Source organism: Reichenbachiella sp. (assembly GCF_039969095.1).
In the GTDB taxonomy this organism is placed as follows: domain Bacteria; phylum Bacteroidota; class Bacteroidia; order Cytophagales; family Cyclobacteriaceae; genus Reichenbachiella.
Map to the genome: position 1 here is coordinate 1 of NZ_JBDVOL010000003.1, position 24551 is coordinate 24551.

General features: G+C 39.8%; 10 protein-coding genes. 2 read left to right on the forward strand and 8 right to left on the reverse strand.

Annotated features, from left to right (window positions below):
* From ABJH98_RS00070 to ABJH98_RS00095, 6 genes are all read right to left on the reverse strand, one after another.
* The coding region (locus tag ABJH98_RS00070) for an MBG domain-containing protein (protein WP_348305579.1) at positions 1 to 7322 on the reverse strand (7322 nt) is incomplete at its 3' end.
* Between the two features lie 289 nt (positions 7323 to 7611).
* Entirely contained in the window at positions 7612 to 13044 is a 5433-nt protein-coding gene (locus ABJH98_RS00075; RefSeq protein ID WP_348305580.1) for a T9SS type A sorting domain-containing protein, read from the reverse strand.
* Positions 13045 to 13164: 120 nt separating this feature from the next.
* Positions 13165 to 14712, reverse strand: a complete 1548-nt coding sequence (locus ABJH98_RS00080; RefSeq protein WP_348305581.1) for a tetratricopeptide repeat protein — start codon at positions 14710 to 14712, stop codon at positions 13165 to 13167.
* Positions 14713 to 14790: 78 nt separating this feature from the next.
* A complete protein-coding gene (locus ABJH98_RS00085; protein ID WP_348305582.1) occupies positions 14791 to 16359 on the reverse strand; it encodes a tetratricopeptide repeat protein in 1569 nt (522 codons plus the stop codon).
* 49 nt (positions 16360 to 16408) lie between these two features.
* On the reverse strand, positions 16409 to 17956 hold the full coding sequence (locus ABJH98_RS00090) for a LuxR C-terminal-related transcriptional regulator (RefSeq protein WP_348305583.1): 1548 nt from the start codon (positions 17954 to 17956) through the stop codon (positions 16409 to 16411).
* Positions 17957 to 18005: 49 nt separating this feature from the next.
* Positions 18006 to 20495, reverse strand: coding sequence for a 7TM diverse intracellular signaling domain-containing protein (locus tag ABJH98_RS00095; protein ID WP_348305584.1), 2490 nt, complete (start codon positions 20493 to 20495; stop codon positions 18006 to 18008).
* Between the two features lie 222 nt (positions 20496 to 20717).
* On the opposite strand from ABJH98_RS00095, the gene ABJH98_RS00100 reads away from it, so the two are divergent.
* Together ABJH98_RS00100 and rmuC are read left to right on the forward strand one after the other, a co-directional pair.
* Entirely contained in the window at positions 20718 to 21674 is a 957-nt protein-coding gene (locus tag ABJH98_RS00100) for a CPBP family intramembrane glutamic endopeptidase (protein WP_348305585.1), read from the forward strand.
* A 54-nt stretch (positions 21675 to 21728) separates the two neighbouring features.
* A complete protein-coding gene (rmuC, locus tag ABJH98_RS00105; RefSeq protein ID WP_348305586.1) occupies positions 21729 to 23066 on the forward strand; it encodes a DNA recombination protein RmuC in 1338 nt (445 codons plus the stop codon).
* Between the two features lie 236 nt (positions 23067 to 23302).
* Here rmuC and ABJH98_RS00110 read toward each other — a convergent pair whose 3' ends face one another.
* Together ABJH98_RS00110 and ABJH98_RS00115 are read right to left on the reverse strand one after the other, a co-directional pair.
* Positions 23303 to 23953 carry a peroxiredoxin-like family protein gene (locus tag ABJH98_RS00110; RefSeq protein WP_348305587.1) on the reverse strand — a complete coding sequence of 217 codons (651 nt, stop codon included), beginning with the start codon at positions 23951 to 23953 and terminating at the stop codon, positions 23303 to 23305.
* A gap of 176 nt (positions 23954 to 24129) precedes the next feature.
* Positions 24130 to 24483: a hypothetical protein gene (locus ABJH98_RS00115; protein WP_348305588.1), complete on the reverse strand. Its 354-nt coding sequence runs from the start codon at positions 24481 to 24483 to the stop codon at positions 24130 to 24132.
* Between the last annotated feature and the right edge of the window lie 68 nt (positions 24484 to 24551).

The following is a 24551-nucleotide window of genomic DNA, read 5'->3' on the forward strand; positions in this document are numbered from 1 at the left end:
GTGGCTGGACCGGTAACTGTCAAAGTAACTTCAAGCTCAGACGTTGATGAGGCTTCCACTTCGAAAGCATCATCTGTTGTCAATTTATCAGCTATATCTGCTATTGTGATGGTTTGGTCTTGCTTCTCTACTGCTGGCTCGCTCACCTCAAAACTGATACTCACTTCGTCAGCTGCTTCGAACTCCTCATTGCCGGATTGATTTGCAAATACGGTTACTGTACCCGCCGTACCATCAAGGGTGATCGTGGTTCCATCTATCGAGGCTGGGCCTGTCACGGTCAAGGCTACTTCCAGTTCAGAAGTTGAAGAAGCCGTCACTTCGAACGCTTCGTCTGTGGTCAACTTGTCTTCGATTGCTGTGATGGTGATCGTTTGCGTTTTGAGACTGTTGTCTATTACACTAAAGGATACGGACGTAGAGGCTTCTTCATAATTAGTATTTGCCACTGCTAATACGGTCACCTCAACATCTCCTTCATTACCGTCAAGCGTAATCAAACCTGCTTCAGAAACTGTCGCCGGACCAGTCACACTATAACTCAAATCCTGATCAGAATCTATCTCGGCTTCTACAGAGAATGGATCGTCAACGGTTGATTTATCAGCTATCGCTGTGACTGCTAATGTTGCTGTTGTTTTTTGGATAGTGAGTGTGGCATTTACCAAGGTAATCGAATAATTATCCGCATCTCCGCCCTCTAAAGCTATCTCATAGGTGCCTGCATCGCTTGCAGCATCTACGGTGCTGATTGTTGGCTCTTCGTTCAAATCCGACTCGTCTTCTTCGTTTACGAAACCGTCGTACTCAAATGTCAGTGTCGGCAGCTCTTCTCCATAAATCATACTTTGATCGTGGGCGGTGGCTGTTAAGGCGGCTGGACTTATTATGAAGTTTACTGTTTCTGGTTCGGCTTCATTGTACACTTCATCACCAGATTGAACCGCCGTAATACTTGCTTCTCCTGCACCTGTTAATATCAAAGTATTTCCTGACAAGGTAATAGGGCCAGATAATGCAACATAAGACACCTCCAAATCACTTGAAGACTCCCCATTTAGTTCTACACTATTTCCATAGGTTTGATCTTCAATAGAAAAACTGATGGATTGTGCCTGTTTGTCATTCACTTCAAAAAGCACCTGCTCTGAGTCTGCCGTGTAATTCATGCTTTCTTCAACAGACACGGTAACGGTGACAACGCCCAATGCGCCAGTTAGGGTGATCATACTACCTTCATTTGTTGCAGGACCTGACACGGAATAGTTGAGCTCTGCACCACTATTCACACTGGCCATTACATCGAAAGATGGAGCATTTTTCACTTTGTCAGTTATCTCTTCGATAATCACTATTTGCTCGGCTTTTGTAATGGTAAGCGTTCCGCTGCTAGTTGAAATATTATAATTGGTATCAACAGTTTCTGGCAAAGTGATATTGTATGTACCCACGTTACTGTTTTCATCGGCCTCGGTCATTGCTTCCAACGGGCTATCTAAATCATTAGCATTTTCACCTTCTACAAAGCCATCATATACAATCTCAAAATCAGGATTTGCTTCTCCATAGATCCGTTCTGCATCTTGAACTTCAGCGCTTAGATCAACTTTGTTAATTGTCAAAGTCGCATTGTCATAATCAAAAGTGTAGTTGTCCGAGACCCCTCCACTAGCGATTACATCGTAGGTGCCAGCAGGGCTATACTTAGTTGCGACCGTGCTTATTACAGGTATGCTTGTCAAAACTGAAGAAGTTTCTCCATTCTTGAACCCTTCAATTTCCATATCAAATTCTGGATTGTCATCACCATAATTTTTGACTCCACCATAGGCAAAAACTTCTAACTCTGCTTTGGTAATAGTAAGTATTCCATCTTCATATTGGAATTCATAATTCTGATCTGACCCACCGCTTACCTCGATGGCATATTCGCCTGTATGGCTGTCTTCATCGGCTGATGTAATCCTAGATGGCAACGTACCGACCAAATCAGTTGCGTTATCACCGTCAATAAATCCATCGAATGATAAGGTAAATCCAGGATTAGATTCTCCATACTCTCGAGACTGGTCATCGGCACTTGCTGTCAAGATTTTTTTAGTAATCTCCAGATTTCCGCTATTGAATTCAAATGCATAATTATCATCTGTGCCCCCACTTAGTGTAATATCATAATTACCAACACCAGAATTGGAAACAGCTACTGAATTTGCTGTTGGCTCTGTATCTATTACATCCTTCGTCTCCTCATAAGCCAATCCCTCATAAGAGATAGAAAAAGTTGGATTATCTTCTCCATATACTTTAGTGTCGTCATTTGCTATGGCTGTAATCGTCTTTTTATAGACTGAAAATGATCTATCTACATGATTAGGTGCCAGATAGTTATCGGTCTCTTCACCTGTGGCTCTAATAGTAACGTCGCCAGTTCCGACTATAACTAGCTCCAATTCTTCCTGATCAATCAATACAGCATCTCCAGAGATAATTTCATAGGCAACATCATTATCTGACGGCTCTATGCTTCCGTTGAGCACGTGATTAGCGTCGCCATATGTCATATTAGCTGGCCCCAAGAAAGTGATTGACTGCGGAGCTTTATTCACCGTAAATTCCTGTTCTACAAAGGCCGGTTCATAATAGGTATTGCCTGGTTGCGTCGCACGAATTGTAGTAGTTCCTGCCCCGTGAATGGTAATAACAGACCCACTCACTGTAGCTACAGATTCTTCAGAGCTGGTGTAATCAATGGCTTGGCCTGAAGTAGAAGTAGCAGGTGTAAATGCAAAAGGTCCTGATCCATAGGTTTTTTCTGCGATCGGATTAAGCGTAACGGTCTGCGACTGAATCACTGGTGTAAAATTCCATGTATCCTTACCCGCAATGTCTATGGGATTTCCACCCGCATCTTCTATGCCACCCAAAATATTGATGTAAATCTCAACATCTGGCTCCAGATTTTCAGGTATATCAAACGTGACTGTACTCCCATCTGCCGTAGCACCATTAAAACTCCAATCCACTCCTACTTGTACGTCATCTGCTTTTCTAAACATACGGAATACGCCACCTGTCTGTAAGGCCACTGGCTCATCGAATGTAATCACCAAATCTGCGAATGGACTGACATCTGTGGCTTCGTCGGCAGGGCTGAATGATGATATTATGGTCTCTGTGTTGAAATACCAAGTCTGTTCTGCTATTGCAGGTGCGGGGTTACCCAACATATCTTCCACTACTCCTGCAAATGCCTCCACATAGTAGGATTGATTATACAAAAGATTGTTTGTGGGGTTGATGGTGACTGTAGACCCGCTCACACTCACTTGTCCTCCGGACACATCCAATGATTCAACTAGTTGACCATCTAAGGTTTTGAGTAAGTACGTACCTGAGCCTTCCTGAATAGGCTCGTCGTACGTGATCGTAAGATTGGCATTAAGCGCAACGTCTCTGTCTTCGGCTTCTGGAGAAGTACTGGATACTGCAGGCGCCACCTCGTCTACGTCAATGACCGAAATGACCAAAGCTTCCTCGTAAGTCTCTCCGGCCTGATCATCGGCTTCGATCCTAATGTATAATTCTTCGTTTTGCTCAAAATCGAATGGTGCTTTTGATTTGAGTTCATTAGTCTCTGCATCTATTTCGAACAGGTACCCATGTTGGCTATTTTCTCCTCCTACAATAGAAAATACTAACTCGTCACCATTCGGATCGGTGCCGCTCAATTCTCCTACTATTGTTCCTGCCACTTCATTTTCATCGATGCTGGATGGGGCAAGTGCTATATCCGTCGGCGCTAAGTTTTGCTCGGAAACAGTGACTACCCATTCTTGCTGAGCATACTCTTGCTCATCGGTGATGAAGTAAGAAACGGGATTAGTAAAATCCTGTTCGTCGCCACTTGCCTTGTCGATGCTGGCTCCAGGAGAGATGGTAAAAGTTGGGACTAGATTGGTCAGTGCAGTACCGCCATTGACGGCCACTACCACGGTATGATTGTCTGTGTTGATCGTAGGTGCGCTGACTTGTTGTGGAATGCTGAACGTAAGGAAATCTGAGGCTCTGTTGGGCACTTCGTAGGCGCCTTTGGAGGGCCAAGATGCACTTCTAGAATTGCCTAGTATATCTGTATCTACTCCATCTACGGGAGACGTTCTGAGATCGCTATCGCTATAGGAGCCGCCGGACAAAGACAAATCAGCAACAGACGCATCTGTAAATTCAGCGTCAACAAATGTAGTAGTTGCAGCTATTGACGACATTTCTGTCAGATCAGCTGCATTTAGCGCATATCGCGTCACACTCACACCGTCTTCCAAGATATGTACATTATTCCCAGCATCTTCTGCTTGCATGTTGGAATAGTGTACAAATCGTCTGGTCGTGCCTGTACCAGAGGTTCTTTCTATGCTAACATTATTGTTTTGGATGTTAGTGCCATAACCTATGGCATAATGATAGCTATTCGTTTCAGCTCCTGTTCCATACAGGTGAATAGAATTGTGCAAAACATTGATCGCACGGATTATCCCTGAGGTAGAATTTCCTCTGATAGCTATCGAGTTGTTAATCACATCAGTAAGGTCATCGCTGGCACCAATAGCCATAAATAAGTTCGGATCAGGAGAATTGGGAAGATTATAAAACTTATTTCCAATAATGTTGATATCAGAGAGGTTTGATCTTTGCATCCAAATCCCTCTGACATTTTGCGATGCTTCTGTATTAACTGCTACAAATTCACAGCCAATCACATCAATGCCGCTAATCTCAACTGTGTTGCTATTCGTGCTCACGCCAGTTCCATCTGTGATGTTAAATCTGAGATTTTGGAGTGTAAAATCATACGCCCCACTGCCGAAAAACATAACACCCTCTATATCTTCAATATTTGCATTGATATTCATAACAATATTTCCAGAGGAAGGATCCGCTCCATCTATAATCATATTAGAAATAACATTATTGACTCGAAACACTGAACCGTAATTAGACTCTGGATATAGATCTATCTGCGTGGCATCAGCCTGTGGTCTTATGGTGACGTTGTGATCTGGTTCTGGATTCGCTAGGAATACAGTTTTGGTTACATTATACCCTTCTTCGATTTCAAATACTACATCACCTGACATTCCGGCTAGCCATAATTGGCCAATTGCATCCGATATAGTTGTGAACGTGCCATTATCACCTACGTTATAGGAGCCTTGCAATTCTTCCCAATTCAATGTGATAGTCCACGATTCAAAATTGTTAGCCTCAGCACGAACCGTCATGGGAAAGGGCACTCCGTTTTGATAATATTGAGGATTTGATGAAAAACTAAAAGTGGCTCCAAGCGAAAGATCCAGATCAATATCAATTCTGGATGGACTGGTTGCCTGAACCGTGGCTGTAATTGTATTATTCTCGTTGTCAATTACTGGATCACCCACTACGCCAGGGATGCTGGCGGCTAAAACTTGAGTTTCGTAGGACAGTGCTCGAGTGGTAAATGAATTATTACCAAAAGGATTTCCAGTATTTCCATTCAGATCTGAAATAGATTGGCCGGAAAAATAATATTCGGTGCTATGACTGAGCGAATTAGGTACTTCAAAAATCATTTGATTACCTGATACAGTGATATAGTCAGCCACTCCATCTACTGATTGCCAAGTAAACGCTGACTGTCCATTAGAAGATCTTCTAAGGTGGAATGTTGCCACACCACTTGGAGCCAGTTGGACATCTTCATCAAAAGTGAAAGTAATACTCGGTGATAAATCAACTCCAGTTGATCCGTCACTAGGGTCAATTGCTAAGATATTAGGTGGCGTATCATCCACGTCGCTTACGTTGATGGTCAATACCTGTTCGCGAGAACCTCCTACATTATCCGTAGCACGAACTCGAATACTTCTCGTAGTACCAGCTTCGTAATCGAGTTCTACGGCAGTTTGCAACTGATTTCCAACAATCTGAAATGAAGCATTGTGCGTAGATCCTGTACCACTGACTAACGTGACTGTTGCATTGTCTCCCTCATCTGGGTCTATAGCTGAAATGGTACCAACTACTGTTCCTGCTGATTGATTTTCATCCACAGAACTGTTGCTCAAAGAAATACTTGTAGGGTTTCTATTGGCAAGAAAACTCCAGTTTTCAACATTTGTACCGTCAAAATAATTTTCTTGGCTATCGTGAAAAATATTGTCTGCGATACTGACATAGTATAATCCACCCGCTATCAATCCTCCATGTCCATCGAATGGGATTTGATAATTCCCCTTATTATACACAATGTCATTCGGATCTGTTTGGTCAACGAGGGTGGCGCCTGATTTTGTTTTGAGATAGAGTTCGATATAACCTGCTCGGTCTATCGACACCGTTTCGTCGAACTTAATGGTGAATACGCTTTTGCTAGGATCGACTCCCTCTTCTCCATGGGCGGGGTCGAGGCTGCTGATTTGGGGTGGGGTAGTTTCCGTTTTTGTGGAAAAATGCCAGAAATCAGTTTCATTATTGTTGATCCCTTCAAAGTACCTACTCTCTGCATCTCTAAAAGCATCTGCTGAAGTATAGATATAATATTCCTTTCCAGGATCCATCGTATGAAATGAACGGTGAAGGGTAACTGTATTTCCATCTAAAGTTACATCGTTCGTAGAAGTGAGAGTCCAAGACTGAACAGAACTACCATCCACTTCTCGCAAATAAGCATATTTTAGTCCTCCGCCAGAAAATACTTGTTGGTTGAACGTAATGGTAAAATCAGTTGTAGCATCTGGCTCCACAAACTGAGCACCGTTGGATGGAAAAGTGGAAGTCACCACCAAATCGGATTTTTGCGTAGTGAATCTCCAGATACCATTGTTGGTAATGGCCGCAAGAGGATTGCCACTAAGATCTTCAACAATACCGGATCTCGACATTGAAATATAGTAAGAAGTACCATATTGTAATGTTGCTACATTTTTTAATGTAATGGTTGATCCCGATATAGTAACCTGTGTAGGGTCATCCACCTCAAAAGCCTGAACTACTGGATTAGAGTATAGCACCCTCAATTCGAACTGATCATAAGATTCTGCCAAATCTCCTACCACAACAGTTTCACTTAACTGCATGGTTAAAGCTCCAACATCTGGATCAATATGGTTGCTTAGATTGGCAGGTGACAAACTGGTGATTGTAGGAGGAGTAGTATCCTGAGCTTGTGCGACGAATGTCATGGCTAGACATATTATGAACACCAGCAGACTTAGGAGTACTTTATCTATGTACGTCCAGTGCTCTTTAATTTTTTCTATTTGCTTCGTTGAGATTAAATTCATGGCATAAAAAGTTTAAGTTTCTACACCGAAATTCGCCTTTCATTAAATGTATAAGCCTATACCTTAGGTCTAGTTCTATCCCTACCCAGGTGGGTGGTTTTTCAAAATATTGCGATTAGAGCCACTGGAGCATGATTATTTTTTATTTAATTCACATAAAAAAATGAGCTAATTCAACTTGGACTGTTTGAGAGCACATTGTAATGAGATTCACGTGGCAGAAAATTAAAGTAAAAGGGCAGCCGAAGCTGCCCTTAATTACTTACCCTAAACTTTTATGCCTAGCTTATTAGTGGATAAGAATCTTTGTTGTTGTGAGTTTTTCTTGAACCAAGACATTGACATAGTACATGCCTTTTGGCAATTCGGATACAATCACATGGTCTCCATTGGAAATTTTCTGTGATTTGACCACGCGCCCTTGCTGATTAAAAATCTGAAGTTCTCCCTCCTCCAAGATATCACTCTCTATAGTAAAAGAATGGGTCACAGGATTAGGGTAGAGCGAAATCTTTACCGCTGGCTTTGCTACACTAGTTACCTGGCTAACTTCAACAGTTACAGTTACAATCCAGTCCTGGTTCGTGCCATCTTCTGCAGTCACTGTATAAGTGAACGCTGAAGAGAAATCCTGCGCTCCAGATGGAGAAATAGAAGCACCATCTGAAAGAGTAATAGTTGGCGTGAGATTAGTTATATCTGTTTCCGAAGTCACCTCGATCATTATGGTATGATTGGTTTGATCTAGCGTGGCAGGATCTGTCTGCCCTGCCATTGAAAATTCTAAAATATCAGTTGCTGAATTGGGTGCTATTGAAACTGTAATCAGCCATACCTGAGTGTCTGATGAATTTTCGGCGGTCACGGTATAGCTTACGGTCTCTGTAAAATCTTGTGCTCCAGTAGGAGAAATAGATGCACCTGTGGATAGTGACACTGTAGGTTCCAAACTAGTGACATCTGTGCCATAAACAACTTCTAAGGATACTGTATGATTAGTAGCATCAATAATAGCGCTACCCGTTTGGTCAGCCAATTCAAAACTTAGAATATCCGTCTCATTGCTAGCTGCTTCCATCACAGTGACGATCCAATCTACCGCAACTGTGGGCTCTTCTGCAGTCACTGTATAGGTCACAGCATTAGTAAAATCTTGAGCACCAGACAGAGAAATATTTGCTCCTGCTGAAACCGTTATGGCCGGATTTAGACTCGTTACGTCTGTGCCATAGGCGACTTCCACAGCTATCGTATGATTTTCGTTATCAATCACCGCATCTCCAGTTTCTTCTGCCAAAACGAAGGTTAGAATATTAGCATCTGTAGATTCTGAAACATCGTTTATAGAAATTATCAATTCCTCTTCTAGCGTATATCCATTGCCATCATCCGTACTTACACGTATCGTATAGCTAGTTTTTAGTTCATAATTGAAACTCGCTGCTGTCGATATTTGATCCACAGAAAGTGCGAATGACTCATTATCATCATCGCCTTCCCCTGCTACCAAAGCATAAGTAAAACTGCCGGACAAGTCTTCTCCCGAAGTCAGCAAACTTCCTACTAAGGTTCCTGCTTCTTCATTTTCACCTATGTTGTCATTGTCAAGCGTAATAGCTGTAACAGAAGCTGGCAAGTCATTGACCGAAATGGAAAAAGATTCTTCGTAAGTAAAACCACCTTGATCTGTCACTATGAGATCTATCGTATAAGATGTTTTAGTTTCGAAATCTAATACTTCGGCTGTCACGAGTTGATCTTCTTCAATCGCAAATGAATCATTGTCAGTATTTCCATCTTTGAAGGTGTAGGTGAAGGTGTCAGTCAAATCCACATCATCCGTGCTCAGCTCTCCAATGAAGCTTCCAATAGGATTGCTTTCATCTATGGTACTATTGGAGAGTTGAAGGCCAGTTGGCGCTTCATTTACATCACCGATGGTGATTTCAATGGCCTTTTCGTAAACCCCACCGTTTTGATCATCCGTTTGGATTCTGATATTGTAACTGCTCTTGGTTTCAAAATCAAAATTTGAAACGCTTAGGAGTTGATCTCCTGACACCTCAAAATCGCTATTGTCTGCGTCTCCATCGCCTGACACCAAATCATACACAAAGCTATCATTGAAGCTTTCGTCTACAGACGATAGATCACCCACCAAAGAACCAGGAACACTATTTTCATCTATGACACCAGGGGACACTTCAATATCTGTAGGACTGGCCAATGCTTCCGATACGGTGACGTCCCACTCTTCTATTCTGCCATCACCAGCTGTGACCTCATAAGTCACAGTCGTATTGAAATCTTGCTCGCCCTCTGGTGAATACGATGCATCAGCAGATACAGTAAGTGCTGGTGTCAATGCTCCAATATCAGTACCCGCCACCACTTCGATAACTACAGTATGATCTTCGTAGTTGATAGAAGCTGTCTCCGACTGGGAAGAAAATTCGAATGTGAGTATATCCGTTTCGTAATTGCCGCATGCTGTGCTGAATGATACCTCTGAATCAGTGTCCGTAAAATTGCTTTCCGCATAGATGACATCGTCCACGGTCACACATACTAGTTTGGGATTGTTGTTGAGTTCCAATCCCTCTATCAGTTCATTAGCGCCATTGGCGATGTTGAACCCATGTAAATTCTCATTATCAGATGCATATACATATTCTAGTAGCGGGTTCTGACTGAAGTCAAGATATACCACTTGATTACCATCAAAATCTACAGAATTCAGTATTGGGTTGTTCGAAACATCAAGTTCCGTCAACTCATTCTCGAACAAATCAAGGTATTCCAATAGCGGATTCCCGCTTAAGTCTATAGAAGGTAGTAAGTTTTCATTGGCATTGAGAACCTCAAGATTTGGGCTATTCGTTACATCGATAGAAGTGAGCGAATGATTGGAAACCAGGACTTCAATCAGCTGTGTATTTTGCGAAAGGTCTAGCGTCGCAAGTTGTCCTTCGTTCATTTTCAATTCTTCTAGCCCTGTCAATGTGCTTAAATCAATATTTTCAAGAGTGGTCTGATTGGCTAGCAATTCTGTAAGGCTTGGGCTATTGCCAAAAGTCAATGAGGTCAAATCGTTTTTACCACAATTCACATATTCAAGCGCCACATTCTGACTCAAGTCTAGAGACGTAAATGCTCCATCATCCGCTGTGAGCGATTTTAAGGCTGTGTTTGCACTCAGGTCTATCGTCAACAGTGTTGGAATAGATTGGATATTTAAGGTTTCCAACAAGGTGTTTTGGTTGAGATTAAGAGCGGTAAGTGGCGTTTCTCGAGTGTTGAGTTCGACAAGCTTGATATTGGTCGAAAGGTCAATAGTAGAAAAGTCATTATTCTCTATGTCCAAAATCAATAGCTCTGGATTGTTACTTAAATCCAATGCGGTCAATTGCATATAACTACAATTCAGTTCTTTTAGATTGGCTAGGCTGGAGACATCCACAGCAGTGAGTCCACTACCATTCAATTCTAAGGTTTCGAGGACTGTATTCGCGCTTAAATCCAATTCTGAAATGCCACCACCAAATAAACCCTGTAAATTGAGATCTTTCAGCTGTGTAAATGCACTCACATCGGCTTCGCTTATCGAATTGTTATTGACTTCAAGTCCAGTAATGTTTTCAAAACTATCAAGACCAGTCAAATCTGTAATTAATTTGGAACCTAATGATAACGTGCCAGTAAAAGCCAGTCTTTCTGAGAGTTGTAAAATATCATCATCGTTGGTATCTATCACAGGGTCATGTGCTAGCAATGCTGCTCGCAGCTTAGGGTCTGGAATGGCAGGAGGACAGGTTTCTAGTGAAAAGTAGGTACTCCCATCAAAACTGATATTTGAGTTGGCATAGTTGAGATCATGCACTCTGACACATGTCAGGTTTGAATTGCTAGTGATATTGATGCTGCTATAGGATGTGGTTGCCGATAGATCCAAGCTAAGTAGGTTATTCTGATGCAAATACACTTCATCCAGCAGTGTGTTATTGCTTAGGTCTACCGATGTTAGTCCAGAGTTACCAGCACTTAAGAAATCAAGCTTAAGATTATTAGAAAGATCTAGTTCGGCAAGGTCACTACCTGAAGTGTATAGTCGGGTCAGCTCGGGGCAATTGGTGACATCCACAATTGATAAATTAAGACCAGAAATATAGGCAATAGAAAGACTATTTAGCGTGGTCATATTCACTTCTGCAAGGTCAGCATTGTTGAATAATCTTAGCTCTTCCAGTTTAGTGTTTTGTGTGACATCAATACTTTGCAGGTCATTGTTGACGGCCTGGAGATACGAAATATTCACAAATGCTTCTATCCCAATGAGATCTGTGATGCTCGTGCTGTTGCTCACGTTCATATCACCTGCAAAAGCAAAGGCCTCGCTTACTTGAATTTCTCCGTCATCATTCAAATCAATATCTGGCGAGTGAGTGGTGAGTTTCGTTTTGAAAGCTGCGTTGGGAATGTCTATAGCACAGTCCGTGCTAAATCCAGCACCAGCAGGAATGTTGGTCCAGTTCGATTGTGAATAGGTAGCATTGTCCACGGTCAGGCAAGTCAAATCCTCATTGCCAGTAGCATCGAATATGGTCACCGAAGTATTGGCTCCATTGTCAAATTTGAATACCGTCAGACTATTGTCTGAAACATCTACTGATGTCAAGGATGCACTGGCACTAAGGTCTAACGTGATGATCTGATTGTTGCTCACATTCACTCCCGTCATTCCTGTAAAAGCTTCAATCCCAGCAGCGGAGAGGATTCCTTTGTTGCTCACATCGAGCGTACCAGTGAAATCTGCCGCCTCCATGGTTCCAATTTTTCCATTGTCATCGGTATCAATACTCGGCGAATGAGCCAAAAGTGCTGCTGCAAAATTATGATCTGGGAAAGCCAATGTTGGGTTGTCACAATCTTCTTCGAATGAAACTCCCTCATCAATATCCAATTGATTAGTAGTTGGATTTTCCGTATCAAAAACGGAGATGCACTCTAGTCCCGCATTGTTTTCTACATTTATAGACCTCAACTGCATGCCATTATTGGCATTGAGCGATGTCAGGCTATTGTTATTCGCATACAAAGTATGCAAGTCAGGCAACATACTTACATCTAAAGAAGTAAGACTATTATTACCGACTGACAGTGTGGTTAAATTCGACATCATACTCACATCCAAAGTGCTGATACCACCAGTGAACAATCCCAAATAAGTAAGAGTGGTATAAGAACTGAAATCGAATGAACCGGTAAATGGATTATTTCCAATATTCAAGATGAGCAAATTTGAAGGGTCAGCAGGTAAAGTAAAATTTGAGATATTATTGCTATAGCAGTACACTTGGCTAATATCATCATTGCTACTGAGGTCAAGGGTCGAGAGACTGTTAGCATTGATATATAGATAGGTCAATTTCGTGTTATCACTCAAATCAATACTACCTATTGAATTACCAGAGGCATAGAGTGTAGTGATATTGACGAAGGCTTCGATACCTGTCATGTCGGATATTCCTTTTGAGGCAAGGCTCAAAGACGACATCACGGCGGCGGCTTCACTCTCTTGTATTTCTGTATCTCCATTGGTGTCAATCACTGGGCTATGAGCGAGCAATGCCGCCTTCATATTAGCATCTGGAATGTTCACATTTTGCGCTTGTACGAGTCCTCCCAGAGACCAAGCAAGTAGAATAAGTACTAGATTTTTCATGGCATAAAGTTTTGAATGTTTTATGCCAACGAAATACGCGGAAATACAAAGTTTTTTACCTGACCCTATGGGTCAATCCTTCACTACCCTAGTGGGTAGTATTTACTAACTAACTGACAATCAATTAGTTTTAAGCATGTATTGAAAAGCTTCTTTTCTGTTGGTCACACCCATTTTTGCATAGGTATTTCGCAAATGGTACTTCACTGTACTCACAGAAACGAAGATTTGATCAGCAATTTCTGGGTTAGTCTTACCTTCTAAGCTCAGTTTCAGAGCTTCAAACTCACGTTCGGTCAATGGGTTATGAAGTTTACTATTGAGTTCTTTGAAGTCTAGGGCAACAGCCAAGTCAGCTGGGCTCGCATGCAATTCAATAAATCGCTTTTTAAGTGCTTCCAATTGGAGTTCCTGAGCCTCTCTTTCGGCTTTTTGTTTTTTGTATTTGAAAATAAAGAACACGACGAGAAGTAGAATCGTCAGCACACTGCCGACAACTATTGCTAACTGCGCATTTCGGCTCCGGGCCAAGTTTGCCTCTTGTAATTCATTCTCTAATTTTAATTTCACTATTTCTGCTTCCTTCTTTTCCGTCTCATATTTGGTTTCCAATTCTGCAATTCTCTCTCGGGTTTCCACAGCATTCAAAGAATCATTGATCGCTACATAGCTTTTGTGCTCTCTCAGCGCTACAACTGGAAGTGCCCTTTGTTCTGCAATTTGAAACAACAGATAATGTGCGTTTTTAGAATGAATAGGGAAATTCTGATTTTCTGAAATGGATAGCGATTCGTACACTCTTTTTTCGGCAGCTGCCAATTTTCCTTGTTCAAAATATATTTCTGCCACGCCCAATAATGTATGTGCTTGATTGGCTGCATCTCCTAATAATTTGGCAAATTCTGCTGCTTTTTCGTTGTGATATAGTGCCGAATCGAGTTGGTTTTTCTTTTTATATATACTTCCCAACGTATTTTCAATGTAGATTAATGTAGTTGTGTCTTGCAACATTTCCATAAACCTGCTTGCCTCCTGATTGTAATTCAAGCTCAAATCCAAACTGTCCATGGCTTGATATACAATCGCCAGGCGAAGATAATCGTATGCAATTTCAGAAGTATCTTCTAGCTGTAGCGCCTTCTCAAGCGCTCTCTTGGTATATTCACTAGCAGAACTATAATCTTTCAATTGATAAAAAATACCACCCGAATTTCCTAGTATTTCGGCTTGAGCCAGCTCGAAATCACGTCCCTCTCCTTGCTCTGCAATGTCCAATGCCTGCTGAAAGTATGCCAATGAAGCTTCATGCTTACCTTGAATTCGGTGCAGGACACCCAAAGAACTATAGGATCTCATCAATCGAGGCCGGTCTCCTACCGTTTTAGCTAAGTTTTGGCTTTTAGTCAAAAAAAGAATAGACGAATCTGCTTGTCCTAATTGGCCAAAAGTAATACCTAATTGAAGGTAAAATCTAACTTGTAAAGAGTCAACCTGATCCTGTACTGTAGGTTTCAATTCAGCTAATAGGTTCAAATTTTCAGGTGGATTTTGACTTTGCTCAACTTTTTCTAATTGTGACAACCAACTGTGATTGGACTGGGCACATACAGAAGAGACTATAATCAAGAGAGCTGATGATGCGGAAATGTGCTTGAAAATGGATTTCATTGATGTGTAATCTGATTCTTTAGGTGGTTGAAACTAATTATAATTTGCGAAAGCAAGTATGTTATACAGAAGAATGAATTAATTCGTGCGAACGACATATTCGAGTGCTTGCTTTCGATTTGAGACACCTAATTTTTCGTAGATATTTTTTAAATGATATTTGACAGTATTCACTGATACAAACACTTTTTCTGCAATTTGAGAGTTGTTCATATCACCAATCGCATGTCTTAAAATCTCAAATTCTCTATCTGTCAATGGTGTGGTGAGGCAGTGGTTGAGTTTACTAAGGTCAACTTCCAAATCGCTGGCATCACCCTCTAATAGACCTTTGATTTGGGTTCTAAGCACGGCGAGCTCCTCTTCGAGTAATTGATTTTTTCTTTTGAGCCTATTTCTAATCGCAAAAAAGACTGACAGCAATAGCACGAAGGTGACAAAACCTCCTATGGTCAACAAATTAAGCCTGTTGGTTTTTTCTGATAAATCAGATTCAGCCAATTCATTGCGCTCAGTTAATATCATATTTTCCTGCTCGAGCTTGTCGAATTTTACTTGAAGAGCCAGCCTATTTAGTTGTTCAAGATTATTTAGAGACTGAATTGAATCCTCTAGCACTTGATGTTTTTTAGTCCATCGATCTGCTTGTTCTTGATCTCCACTGAGTGCAAAGACTTTAGCTTGAAGTTGGTAGTTTTTCCTAAGGTTCTTTATTTGTCCTAGTTGCTCACATTGCTTTTGATTTTCTTCTAATATGGCGATGGCTTCATCGGTGAGTTGCATTTCCATATAGGCTTCAGCAATGATATTATTTGATAGAATAAAAAACTGACTATTGCTACGAGCAGAATAGAAATCATTGGCTCGCTGACTCCAAACTATGGCTTGAGTGAATTGTTTCTTTTTCATGTTTAACCTGGCTCGATCAAGCCAGCAACTAGCCAATCTCCATTGATCATCCAGTTTCATGAATTCCTTGGTTGCTTGATCCAGATAATATGTGGTACTATCCAATTGATCAAGTTGCATAAACCTATCACTCACTAAGTTTAGTCTGGTTCCAAAAGAGTTGGCATTTCCAGTTCCTGATTCATACAAATCCAGCGATTCTTTGGCATAATATAGGGCTTCCTGATAGTCACCGGTTTGTGCCTTAAGTTCGCTGAGGAGAGACAAATCAAAACCAATAGCCACGTTATCCTTTCTAGCCAAGTCTATTTGATAAGCACTGTCCAGCATTTTGATGGAATTTTCATAGTCGCCGATATATTGATAAAGTGTACCTAAGTTGTAATATTGCTCTGCAATCTCGATATCTGTATTGATACTTTTGGCTATCGCTAGGGAACGTTCGTAATGTGGGAAAGCATGCTGATACAGCCCCATTTCTCGATAACAAAATCCAGCATGACTATAGCATTCGGTTAGAAGTAATTCGTCACGAACTTCGGCTTGCTCTCCAGCATGAATGGCTTGAAAATAGCTTTCCAATGATTTTTCTATGTCACCGAGGTAATAATAGGAATCTGCACGAAGTTGATGCAATCTGGGCTGATTAGAGACCAATTCGTCCATAAGGATCGAGTCTGCAAATTGAATCACCTTTTCATAATTTTCGGCTGCAAATTCAGCCTCAATGAGCGCCATATTTTGAGCCTTCAACAAATGAAAAGACAATAAGAGAAAGAGGGTTGTGCTAGGTAGTTTTAACCACATATTCCAAAGCTTCTTTTTTGTTCGTCACTCCAAATTTATTGTACACATTCCCCAAATGAAACTTTACAGTACTCAATGACACGAAGAATTTGTCGGCTATTTGCTGATTGGTCATCCCATTCAGTCCAGCTTGTAGAATTTCGTATTCGCGTTCAGTCAATGGATTGTGTAACCGTTCATTCAAGGCCGAAATACTCAATGTCAATTCAAAACTAGAAGGTCCATTGATAAAATCGATATATCGCTTATATAAAGCATCATATTGTAATTGTTGAGCCAACTGATCAGACCTTTGTTTTTTCTTGTAGAAGAAAAAGAATATGGCTCCTAACAACAAGAGAAACAATGCACCTGATCCAATCATTAGCGTTTGCCATTTAGCTTCAGATAATTGAGTCTCATTCAATTCATTTTCTAACTCAAGGCGCACGATTTGATCCTCCTTTTTCTTTACTTCGAATTTGGTTTCCAACTCATGAACTCTTACTGCCCTGTCTTTGATATAAATAGAATCACTCAGCGCCTTGAATAATTCAAAATAACTCAGTGATAATTCGTTCTGATTTTGCCGTTTGGCCAATTGACTTAGCAATTCATAAGCTTCTGCCTGACCTTTTAATTTGCCCTTTTTTATATATAAATCCAATCCTTTTAAATAGTGGGCTTTAGCAGAGGAGAAATTTCCTTTTTCGAATTCCAGAATACCCATATTTAAATGAATGTCATCCAAAAAGTATCCTAACTTTTCTCCAGTCTTTGTACAGAGTTGGAGGTAATAGTTTGCAGAGTCAAAATTATTCAATTGAAGATGCGCTTGGCTTAAATATTCAAAACAATGAACCAATGCAATAGAATCATTGTGTGAAATGATCAATTTCATCGAACGATGTAGACTATCTCGAGCCTGTTCCGGTTTATTTAAGTCCAGTAAATACCGACCAATTTTCATATGGCTTCTTGGACGTAAATTGTTTGTTTGAACTCCAATCTCATTACTCTTGATTACGTATTCAAATGCCTTATCTAACTCTTTTAACTGAGAATAAATACCTCCTATATTTCCTAAAATCATCACAAGAAATGTGTCAAATTCCTGACCTTCTTGTTGTTCTGCAATCACAAGTGCTTCTTGATATTTTTCAAGAGCCAAATGATAAAACTCCATTCCCCAATAAACATTACCCTGGGCAATTAAAGATCCTACCTGGTTCAATGGTAAAGGAGCGCTGGCAGAAATGGATAACGCTTTATCTAAATAGAAATGAGAAGAATCAAACTGACCCATTTGCCCAAAGGCTGATCCATAGAAATAGTATAAATCAGCCATTAAACTATCATTTCCGCAAGTTTCAATGCTAGGTAAAGTATTGAGCAATTCCATCACCCGAACAGGATTTCGATTTGCTTGAATCTTTATTAAAGCATTAGAAAAAATGGTGTCTTTAGGAGCTATTTCAAAATTTTGAGCTTGAATATTTTGACTAAAAAACCACAGAAGCAATAAATGGATTAAAAAAATTGGTCTCATGCACGAATCTAATTATTCAATAATAATTAAGATACAAAAACAAATTTGATTACCTCTCACTATGAGCAGATTCTGGTGCACCTCTTGTATATTCATATACCATGGTCAATAACTCCATGGGGTTAAAAGGCTTCGATAGAAAATCATTCATACCGACTTTAGCAATCTTGATTTTCACGTTATCATAAGTATCGGCAGATACAGCTACAATAGGAATGTTTTTTAGATCTGTGTTGTCGAGAGATCTAATGGTGGAAGTGACTTCATAACCATCCATTTCGGGCATTTGCAAATCCATAAGTATGAGATCATAGTCTGTATCAAATACCTTAATCAATGCATCTTGACCTGAAGTAACTACTTCGCAAATTAATCCCCATTTGTCTAGAAATTTTTTAGCCATCATAAGGTTTATTTCATTATCATCCACCACTAATACCCGTTTTCCTTTTACCTCCTCTTTCATCATGACATCATCCAATTCGATGGCTGCATTGGCATGAGCTGCTTCTTCCATAAACAAGGAGAAGAAAAATTTTGAGCCTTTATTTACTTTACTCTTTACAAAGATTTGACTGTCGAAAAGCTTGATCAATTTTTTGGTAATGGCCAGACCAAGACCAGTACCTCCATATTTTCTGGTAGTGTCTGCATGAGCTTGTGTAAAGCTCTCAAATATCAATTTCAATTTATCTTTTGAAATACCAATGCCAGTATCTTCTACGGCAAACTCAAGTTTCACTCTTCCGTTGCTTCTTGCCAGCAAATGAATCAACAATTTGATTTCTCCACTGGTCGTAAATTTCAGCGCATTACTTATTAGGTTATTCAGGATTTGAGTAAGCCTTGCCGGGTCGCCCTTGAGCATAGACGGAATATTATGATCTATCAGAATATTGAATTTCACACCATTTTCTGCTGCTTTTTGTTCGTAGGTATTACCTAATCCTTTGGTCAATTCCCTTAGATGAAAATCAATATGCTCCAATTGAACATTGCCCGATTCTACTTTGCTATAATCCAAAATGTCATTGATCAAGATCAAGAGGTTTTCTGAGGAAAACTTCAGAGTCTTGAGATGTTCCAATTGTGCTTTTTTCGGATTTTCATCCAATAGTAAATGTATGGTTCCGATAACGGCATTCATCGGTGTTCGGATTTCATGGCTCATCACAGATAAAAAATCCGATTTAACTCTAGCCGCAGTTTCTGCCTTTTTGATGGCTCTTTTAAGCTTTTTGTTCTTTTTCTTGATTTTTTTAGTTCTGTGGTCAATGATTTTTTCGAGTTCTTCTTTTTGCCATTGGGCTAAACTTTCATTGACTCTCAGTTGATCTATTTGTTTATTGAGCGCCTTTCTTCTTTCCTTTTCTTGTATCTTTTTTCTTTGTGCCAATCCAATAGAAAAGACTACAATTTCTGCCAGCAAGCCATACTTCATCAAGTTGGCCTGGGAGGTAGATGGATCCCAAAGTATGGTGTCTATCACACCCATTATTACCATGGCTCCGGTGCCATACATGTAATATTTGACCATCTCATATTTTGAATCATAAATACGATAGATCAATCCAAATACCAATAGGATGTTGAGTAGTGTTACAACGCGAAGAACATCTGTGACAATATATATTTCCTTAGTAAAATGAATGACTGGTATACAAACAAAAAATATCCCTATATCAATAAAAGCGACTGTTCTGATCCATTTATAATAGAGGAAAAAGTGTTTTTTGGCACTGATGAAATCATTAACAAAAATCCAATAAGCACCTACTGATAGAATAGTAGTTGGGATAAAATAAATGGTAAACCATGGCACTTCTTTCAAGATATATTCTCTCAGAATATCAGTAAGAAAAAGATAGTTTACCGCGACAGCTCCAAGGTAAAATGCATAGTACAGATAAGCTCTTGTTTTGGTAGTTGCAAACAAGAAAAGGTTGTAGAGCATTATAACCCAAAACAGTCCTTGAAAAATAAAATCAACTATATGCTTATCTAAAATTTCATATACCCAGTTGGTACCACTAGTCAGTCGAAGGTCAAACTCAGGATCGTTATGAATGTTTTCTTCAATTCGGATGTATAGTTCCTGAGTGGAATTGGCACTCATCAGCAATGGAATATAATAACTGCCTTTGGGTACTGATTTCAGATGTTGAGGATACATGTACCCTGTTTGTTCATGCTGGACAATAGAATCATTTTGTACAAAATAGCAATCAATGAAATCATTTTTACCTACGTACAGCATGTACAGTTGTATGGCATCTAGCTTGTTTTCCACCACTAAGCGTCCCCAATAAACATTTTCTTTTGAGAGCTCATCATTTAGTTTTGAAAAGACTGGATCGTAAGACAAGAGTTGTTTGACTGTAATTTCTCTGGTAGGATCCGTATAGACTCGAAGGTAAGGCTTCAAAGATTTTACATTATTCAGAAACTCTTCTGGATGCACAACTGGTTGATCAGAACAAAAAGCCTGTATTCCGCATAGCAGGATTAAGAAACTCAAACAAGATTTGATGCTTACCACAATCAGAAAAATTTTCTAAAAGTTAATCAATTTATTATTGTTCTCAACGGCAATTTTCATTGACTATTGAGCGATATTGTTTTTATATTTATCAACTTAGTGAAGTTCATCCAATGCAAAAATATTTGGTTCTTTCAAGCATAGACACGCATTCTTTGTCATTTTACTAGAAGTTTGTGAGGTCAATATTGAAAAATCAATCGCAGCTACTTTCAAAACGCTATGAAACAAATCTGGAATTACCTGAATAAATATCTTCAGGATCATTTTCATTTGGGGCTCTATTTAAGTGTTGCTCTCTTTCTTTCTGCCTGTACGTATTTCAATTATACTTTTGATATTGAAGACAGTATTGTAGACTCTTATCAAAGAACGCTGTGGCACTGGCTGTACATGACGCTCTTCATGGGATTCCCATTTTTAGCTATTTGTGGCCTTTTGTATGTATTCAAAATCAACAAAACTTGGGTTCGATCTGGAGAATTTTGGCTCCTTTTTATTTTCGGTTTTGTACTCCTAGGCTTCAGTAGAACGCTCTATTTTCACTATCCATTAATTGAACATCTGGACGTGATAGATTATCGCTTTGCCAGAAAAGTGCTGTGGCGTGGAAAGACCTTTTTCACCCTTCTCATTCCATTGTTGCTTTTTTACTATTGGTACGAACGAAAAAAAGATGAATCCCAGAACTGGTATGGGTTGACGATTCGCGATACCGATTTCAAACCTTATGGCATACTTTTATTGCTAGTAGTCGTTGGAATCGGACTGGCTTCGTTTTTATCTGACCTTACGAGCTATTACCCTCGTTATATCCCAAGTGGCGGGGATAAATTCGCCCTAGAGCATGATCTAGCGAGTTGGATTCCAATGCTTATTTATGAAGGGGTTTATGGGGCCAATTTTCTTAATGTAGAGCTTTTCTTTAGAGGATTTCTGGTGATAGGTTTCACTCGTGTGCTTGGAGGTCATGCGGTATTGGCCATGGTTGGGGCATATATGTTTTTGCATTATGGCAAACCAATGGCAGAATCCATTAGCTCTGTTTTTGGTGGATATCTCCTTGGCATTCTTGCTTTTTATTCCAAAAGGATCTGGGGTGGCGTGATACTTCATATTGCGCTGGCTTGGAGCATGGAATTTTTTGCATGGTTGCAAAGGCTATATGGAGATTATTAGAAAATTCGGTTCGTGTAGACTGCAAAATCTATTGACACTTCATAGATTTGTTTCATGGAAGTTTATCATTTCGTTTACCTTTTTACAGGTCTCTTTTTAGGAGCTGGGGCTGCTTGGCTCGTGGCCAAATCAAAATATCAGAATCCTCAGAGTGCTGATGAACAGCTCAAAGCCAAAGAATTGGAAATTAGACTTCAAAATGAACTGGAAAAAGTTCAATCTTTAAACGAGAAAAACAAAGAGAACGAAGACAAACTGCAGGGTGAGCGTGAGATGAATGTCCAGCTGAATAATCAGCATACCAGACTAGAATCCGACTATCGCAACCTTCAAGAAACTCTCAAAACCCAAAAAGAAGAATTGAATCAAATTCGAGAAAAATTCTCAGCTGAGTTCAAGAATATGGCCAATGAAATCCTTGAAGAAAACAGTAAGAAATTTACCACACACAACAAAGAACAAGTAGACCAACTCCTCAAACCTCTTGGTGAGAAAATTGTTGAATTCGAAAAGAAAGTCGTGCTGACCAACAACGAAAGCATGAAATGGAATGCTGCCTTGAAACAGCAAGTAGAAGACCTCAAAGGGGCTAATATTAAAATGACTAAAGAGGCTGAAAATTTAGTAAAAGCATTAAAAGGTGATTCTAAAGCGCAGGGTAATTGGGGCGAACGCCAGCTCGAAGGCATTCTTGAAAAAGTAGGACTCTTAAAAGACGTTCATTATACACGGGAGCAAAACTTTAAAACGGAAGACGGAAATAATCAGAGGCTAGATTTTATTGTTAATCTTCCTGATGCAAAAAGCCTGGTCATAGATTCAAAAGTTTCTCTAACGGCGTATGCTAGATATTTTGAAGAAGAGGATGAGACAAGGAAACAAACTTTCCTAAAAGCTCATTTGGAAAGTGTAAATACTCACATCAAATTATTAGGAGAAAAGAATTATCAAAAGCTCTATGATATTAATCAGCCCGATTACATCATGCTTTTCGTGGCGAATGAACCAGCTTTGACGATTGCTTTGCAAGAAGATCCTGCTTTGTATGAAAAAGCGCTTGAGAAAAATATCGTGCTTGTTTCTACCAGTACACTCATGGCCACCTTGAGAACTGTGTCGTACATCTGGAAGCAAGATGCCCAAAGCAAAAACGCTATTGAAATCGCCAAAGAAGGTGGAAATCTCTATGACAAATTTGTGTCTTTTACCGAGGACATTAAAAAAGTAGGCGTACAACTGGCCACCACACAAAACACCTATCAAGAAGCCGCCAAAAAGCTCTATGAGGGCAAAGGCAATCTCATCAATCGTGCAGAGAAGATGAAGAAACTAGGCGCCAAGGCCACCAAGAATATGGATCAGAAACTACTGGAGAGATCGGAAGAGGATTGAGTAAATCCATTTCAAATCCTATATATTTTCTATGACGTTGGTATAATTTAAATCGTCAGATTCAAAGCATGAAAATCTGCCTCACTTCTGAACGACCATGGGATATAGACTTCCCATGGCACGCGTTTAGCTTTTTTAGTATATAACAACATGCCTCTTTTCTTTAAAAACGACTATGTAGATCGTTCTCAATACGCTTAAAAAAAATCGTTTTTGTGATCATAAAAAATCTATTCTTAAGACAAATTTTTCAATGCCTGTATGACCTCATCAGGCTCAGAACGTGTTCTATAATCAACATTTACATAGTTCCATTTAACTATTCCGTCTTGTCCTAATACAAAGGTTGCAGGAATAGGTAATATCTTTCCATTACCATTATTTATTTTTTCTAGATCTAAACTGCGATCTACGTGCATATGCTCTATTAAAAAATCAGGAACTTCCCAGGCAACTCCAAATTTTGAAGCAACTTTAGCATTTTGGTCTGACATTACCATAAATTCCAATTCATTAATTTCATTCTTTGTCATTGACCCATCCGGCATTTGTGGGCTGATGGCTATTAATGTAGCACCTAAGGCACGTATCTCGACTAACCGGGCCTGCAATGCCCTAAGTTGTAAGTTGCAATAAGGACACCAATCTCCTCGATAGAATGTGATAACAAGAGGCCCTTTTTCGAGTAACGTATCCAACGACACAGATTTTCCTTCTGCATTAGGAAGCTCGAAAAATGGCGCTTTCTCTCCAACTTTAAGTGCATCATCACCTTGTTTGAATGACTTTGCTTTATTTATAATATCATCAACACCTTTCATAAACTCAGGATTAGCTTTTCGCCCCGCTGCAATTTTAGCATCAGTTTGTTCCTTTAATTTTTTCATTGTTTTCTTATTATGAATTAGTAGTACTTTAAGTTATTTAATTCCGAATTCCTTGATGTCTCTTCTACTAAATTGTTGTGATTCGGCTCAAATTCTAATGTTTAGAGAATAAATTATAAAGCTTAAAAAAATGCAATGCACTATATCCGCACTGCATTATGATCAAATAAAAAGAATTATATCACCAACCAATTCTTGGCATCTTCTACCGTATCAAAGGCTCTGGTGTTGTTGCCTGAGAATCTATTGAAGGCATTGAATAGCACTTTCTTAGCGCCGGTGATGCCAACTGCTGCTCTTTTGATCGTAAGATGATTGGTGGTTTTGCCGCTCTCTTTGGCTTTGTCTACAACTTCCTTCACAGCGAAGACACCAGTCATATTGGAAAGGCGAAGCATGGGTTTGTTGAGCTCCAATGCAAAATCAGTGGCGTCATCCATCACCTTTAGAATTTCTTCTTTGCTCATGCCCGTATAATCGACATAGAGTATGTCTTTTCCTTTGTGATTGATGATACTGTATCCTGCCATTTATTAAAATTTTGATTGGCAAGATGATAAATTTTGATTGTATGGCAAAGTGAATTACGAATTGCTTT

Excerpts from the sequence above, each read along its gene's own strand:
- ABJH98_RS00075 (WP_348305580.1), bottom strand. The coding sequence starts at position 13,044 with ATGAAAAATCTAGTACTTATTCTACTTGCTTGGTCTCTGGGAGGACTC.
- ABJH98_RS00080 (WP_348305581.1), bottom strand. The coding sequence starts at position 14,712 with ATGAAATCCATTTTCAAGCACATTTCCGCATCATCAGCTCTCTTGATT.
- ABJH98_RS00085 (WP_348305582.1), bottom strand. The coding sequence starts at position 16,359 with ATGGCGCTCATTGAGGCTGAATTTGCAGCCGAAAATTATGAAAAGGTG.
- ABJH98_RS00090 (WP_348305583.1), bottom strand. The coding sequence starts at position 17,956 with ATGAGACCAATTTTTTTAATCCATTTATTGCTTCTGTGGTTTTTTAGT.
- ABJH98_RS00100 (WP_348305585.1), top strand. The coding sequence starts at position 20,718 with ATGAAACAAATCTGGAATTACCTGAATAAATATCTTCAGGATCATTTT.
- rmuC (WP_348305586.1), top strand. The coding sequence starts at position 21,729 with ATGGAAGTTTATCATTTCGTTTACCTTTTTACAGGTCTCTTTTTAGGA.
- ABJH98_RS00110 (WP_348305587.1), bottom strand. The coding sequence starts at position 23,953 with ATGAAAAAATTAAAGGAACAAACTGATGCTAAAATTGCAGCGGGGCGA.
- ABJH98_RS00115 (WP_348305588.1), bottom strand. The coding sequence starts at position 24,483 with ATGGCAGGATACAGTATCATCAATCACAAAGGAAAAGACATACTCTAT.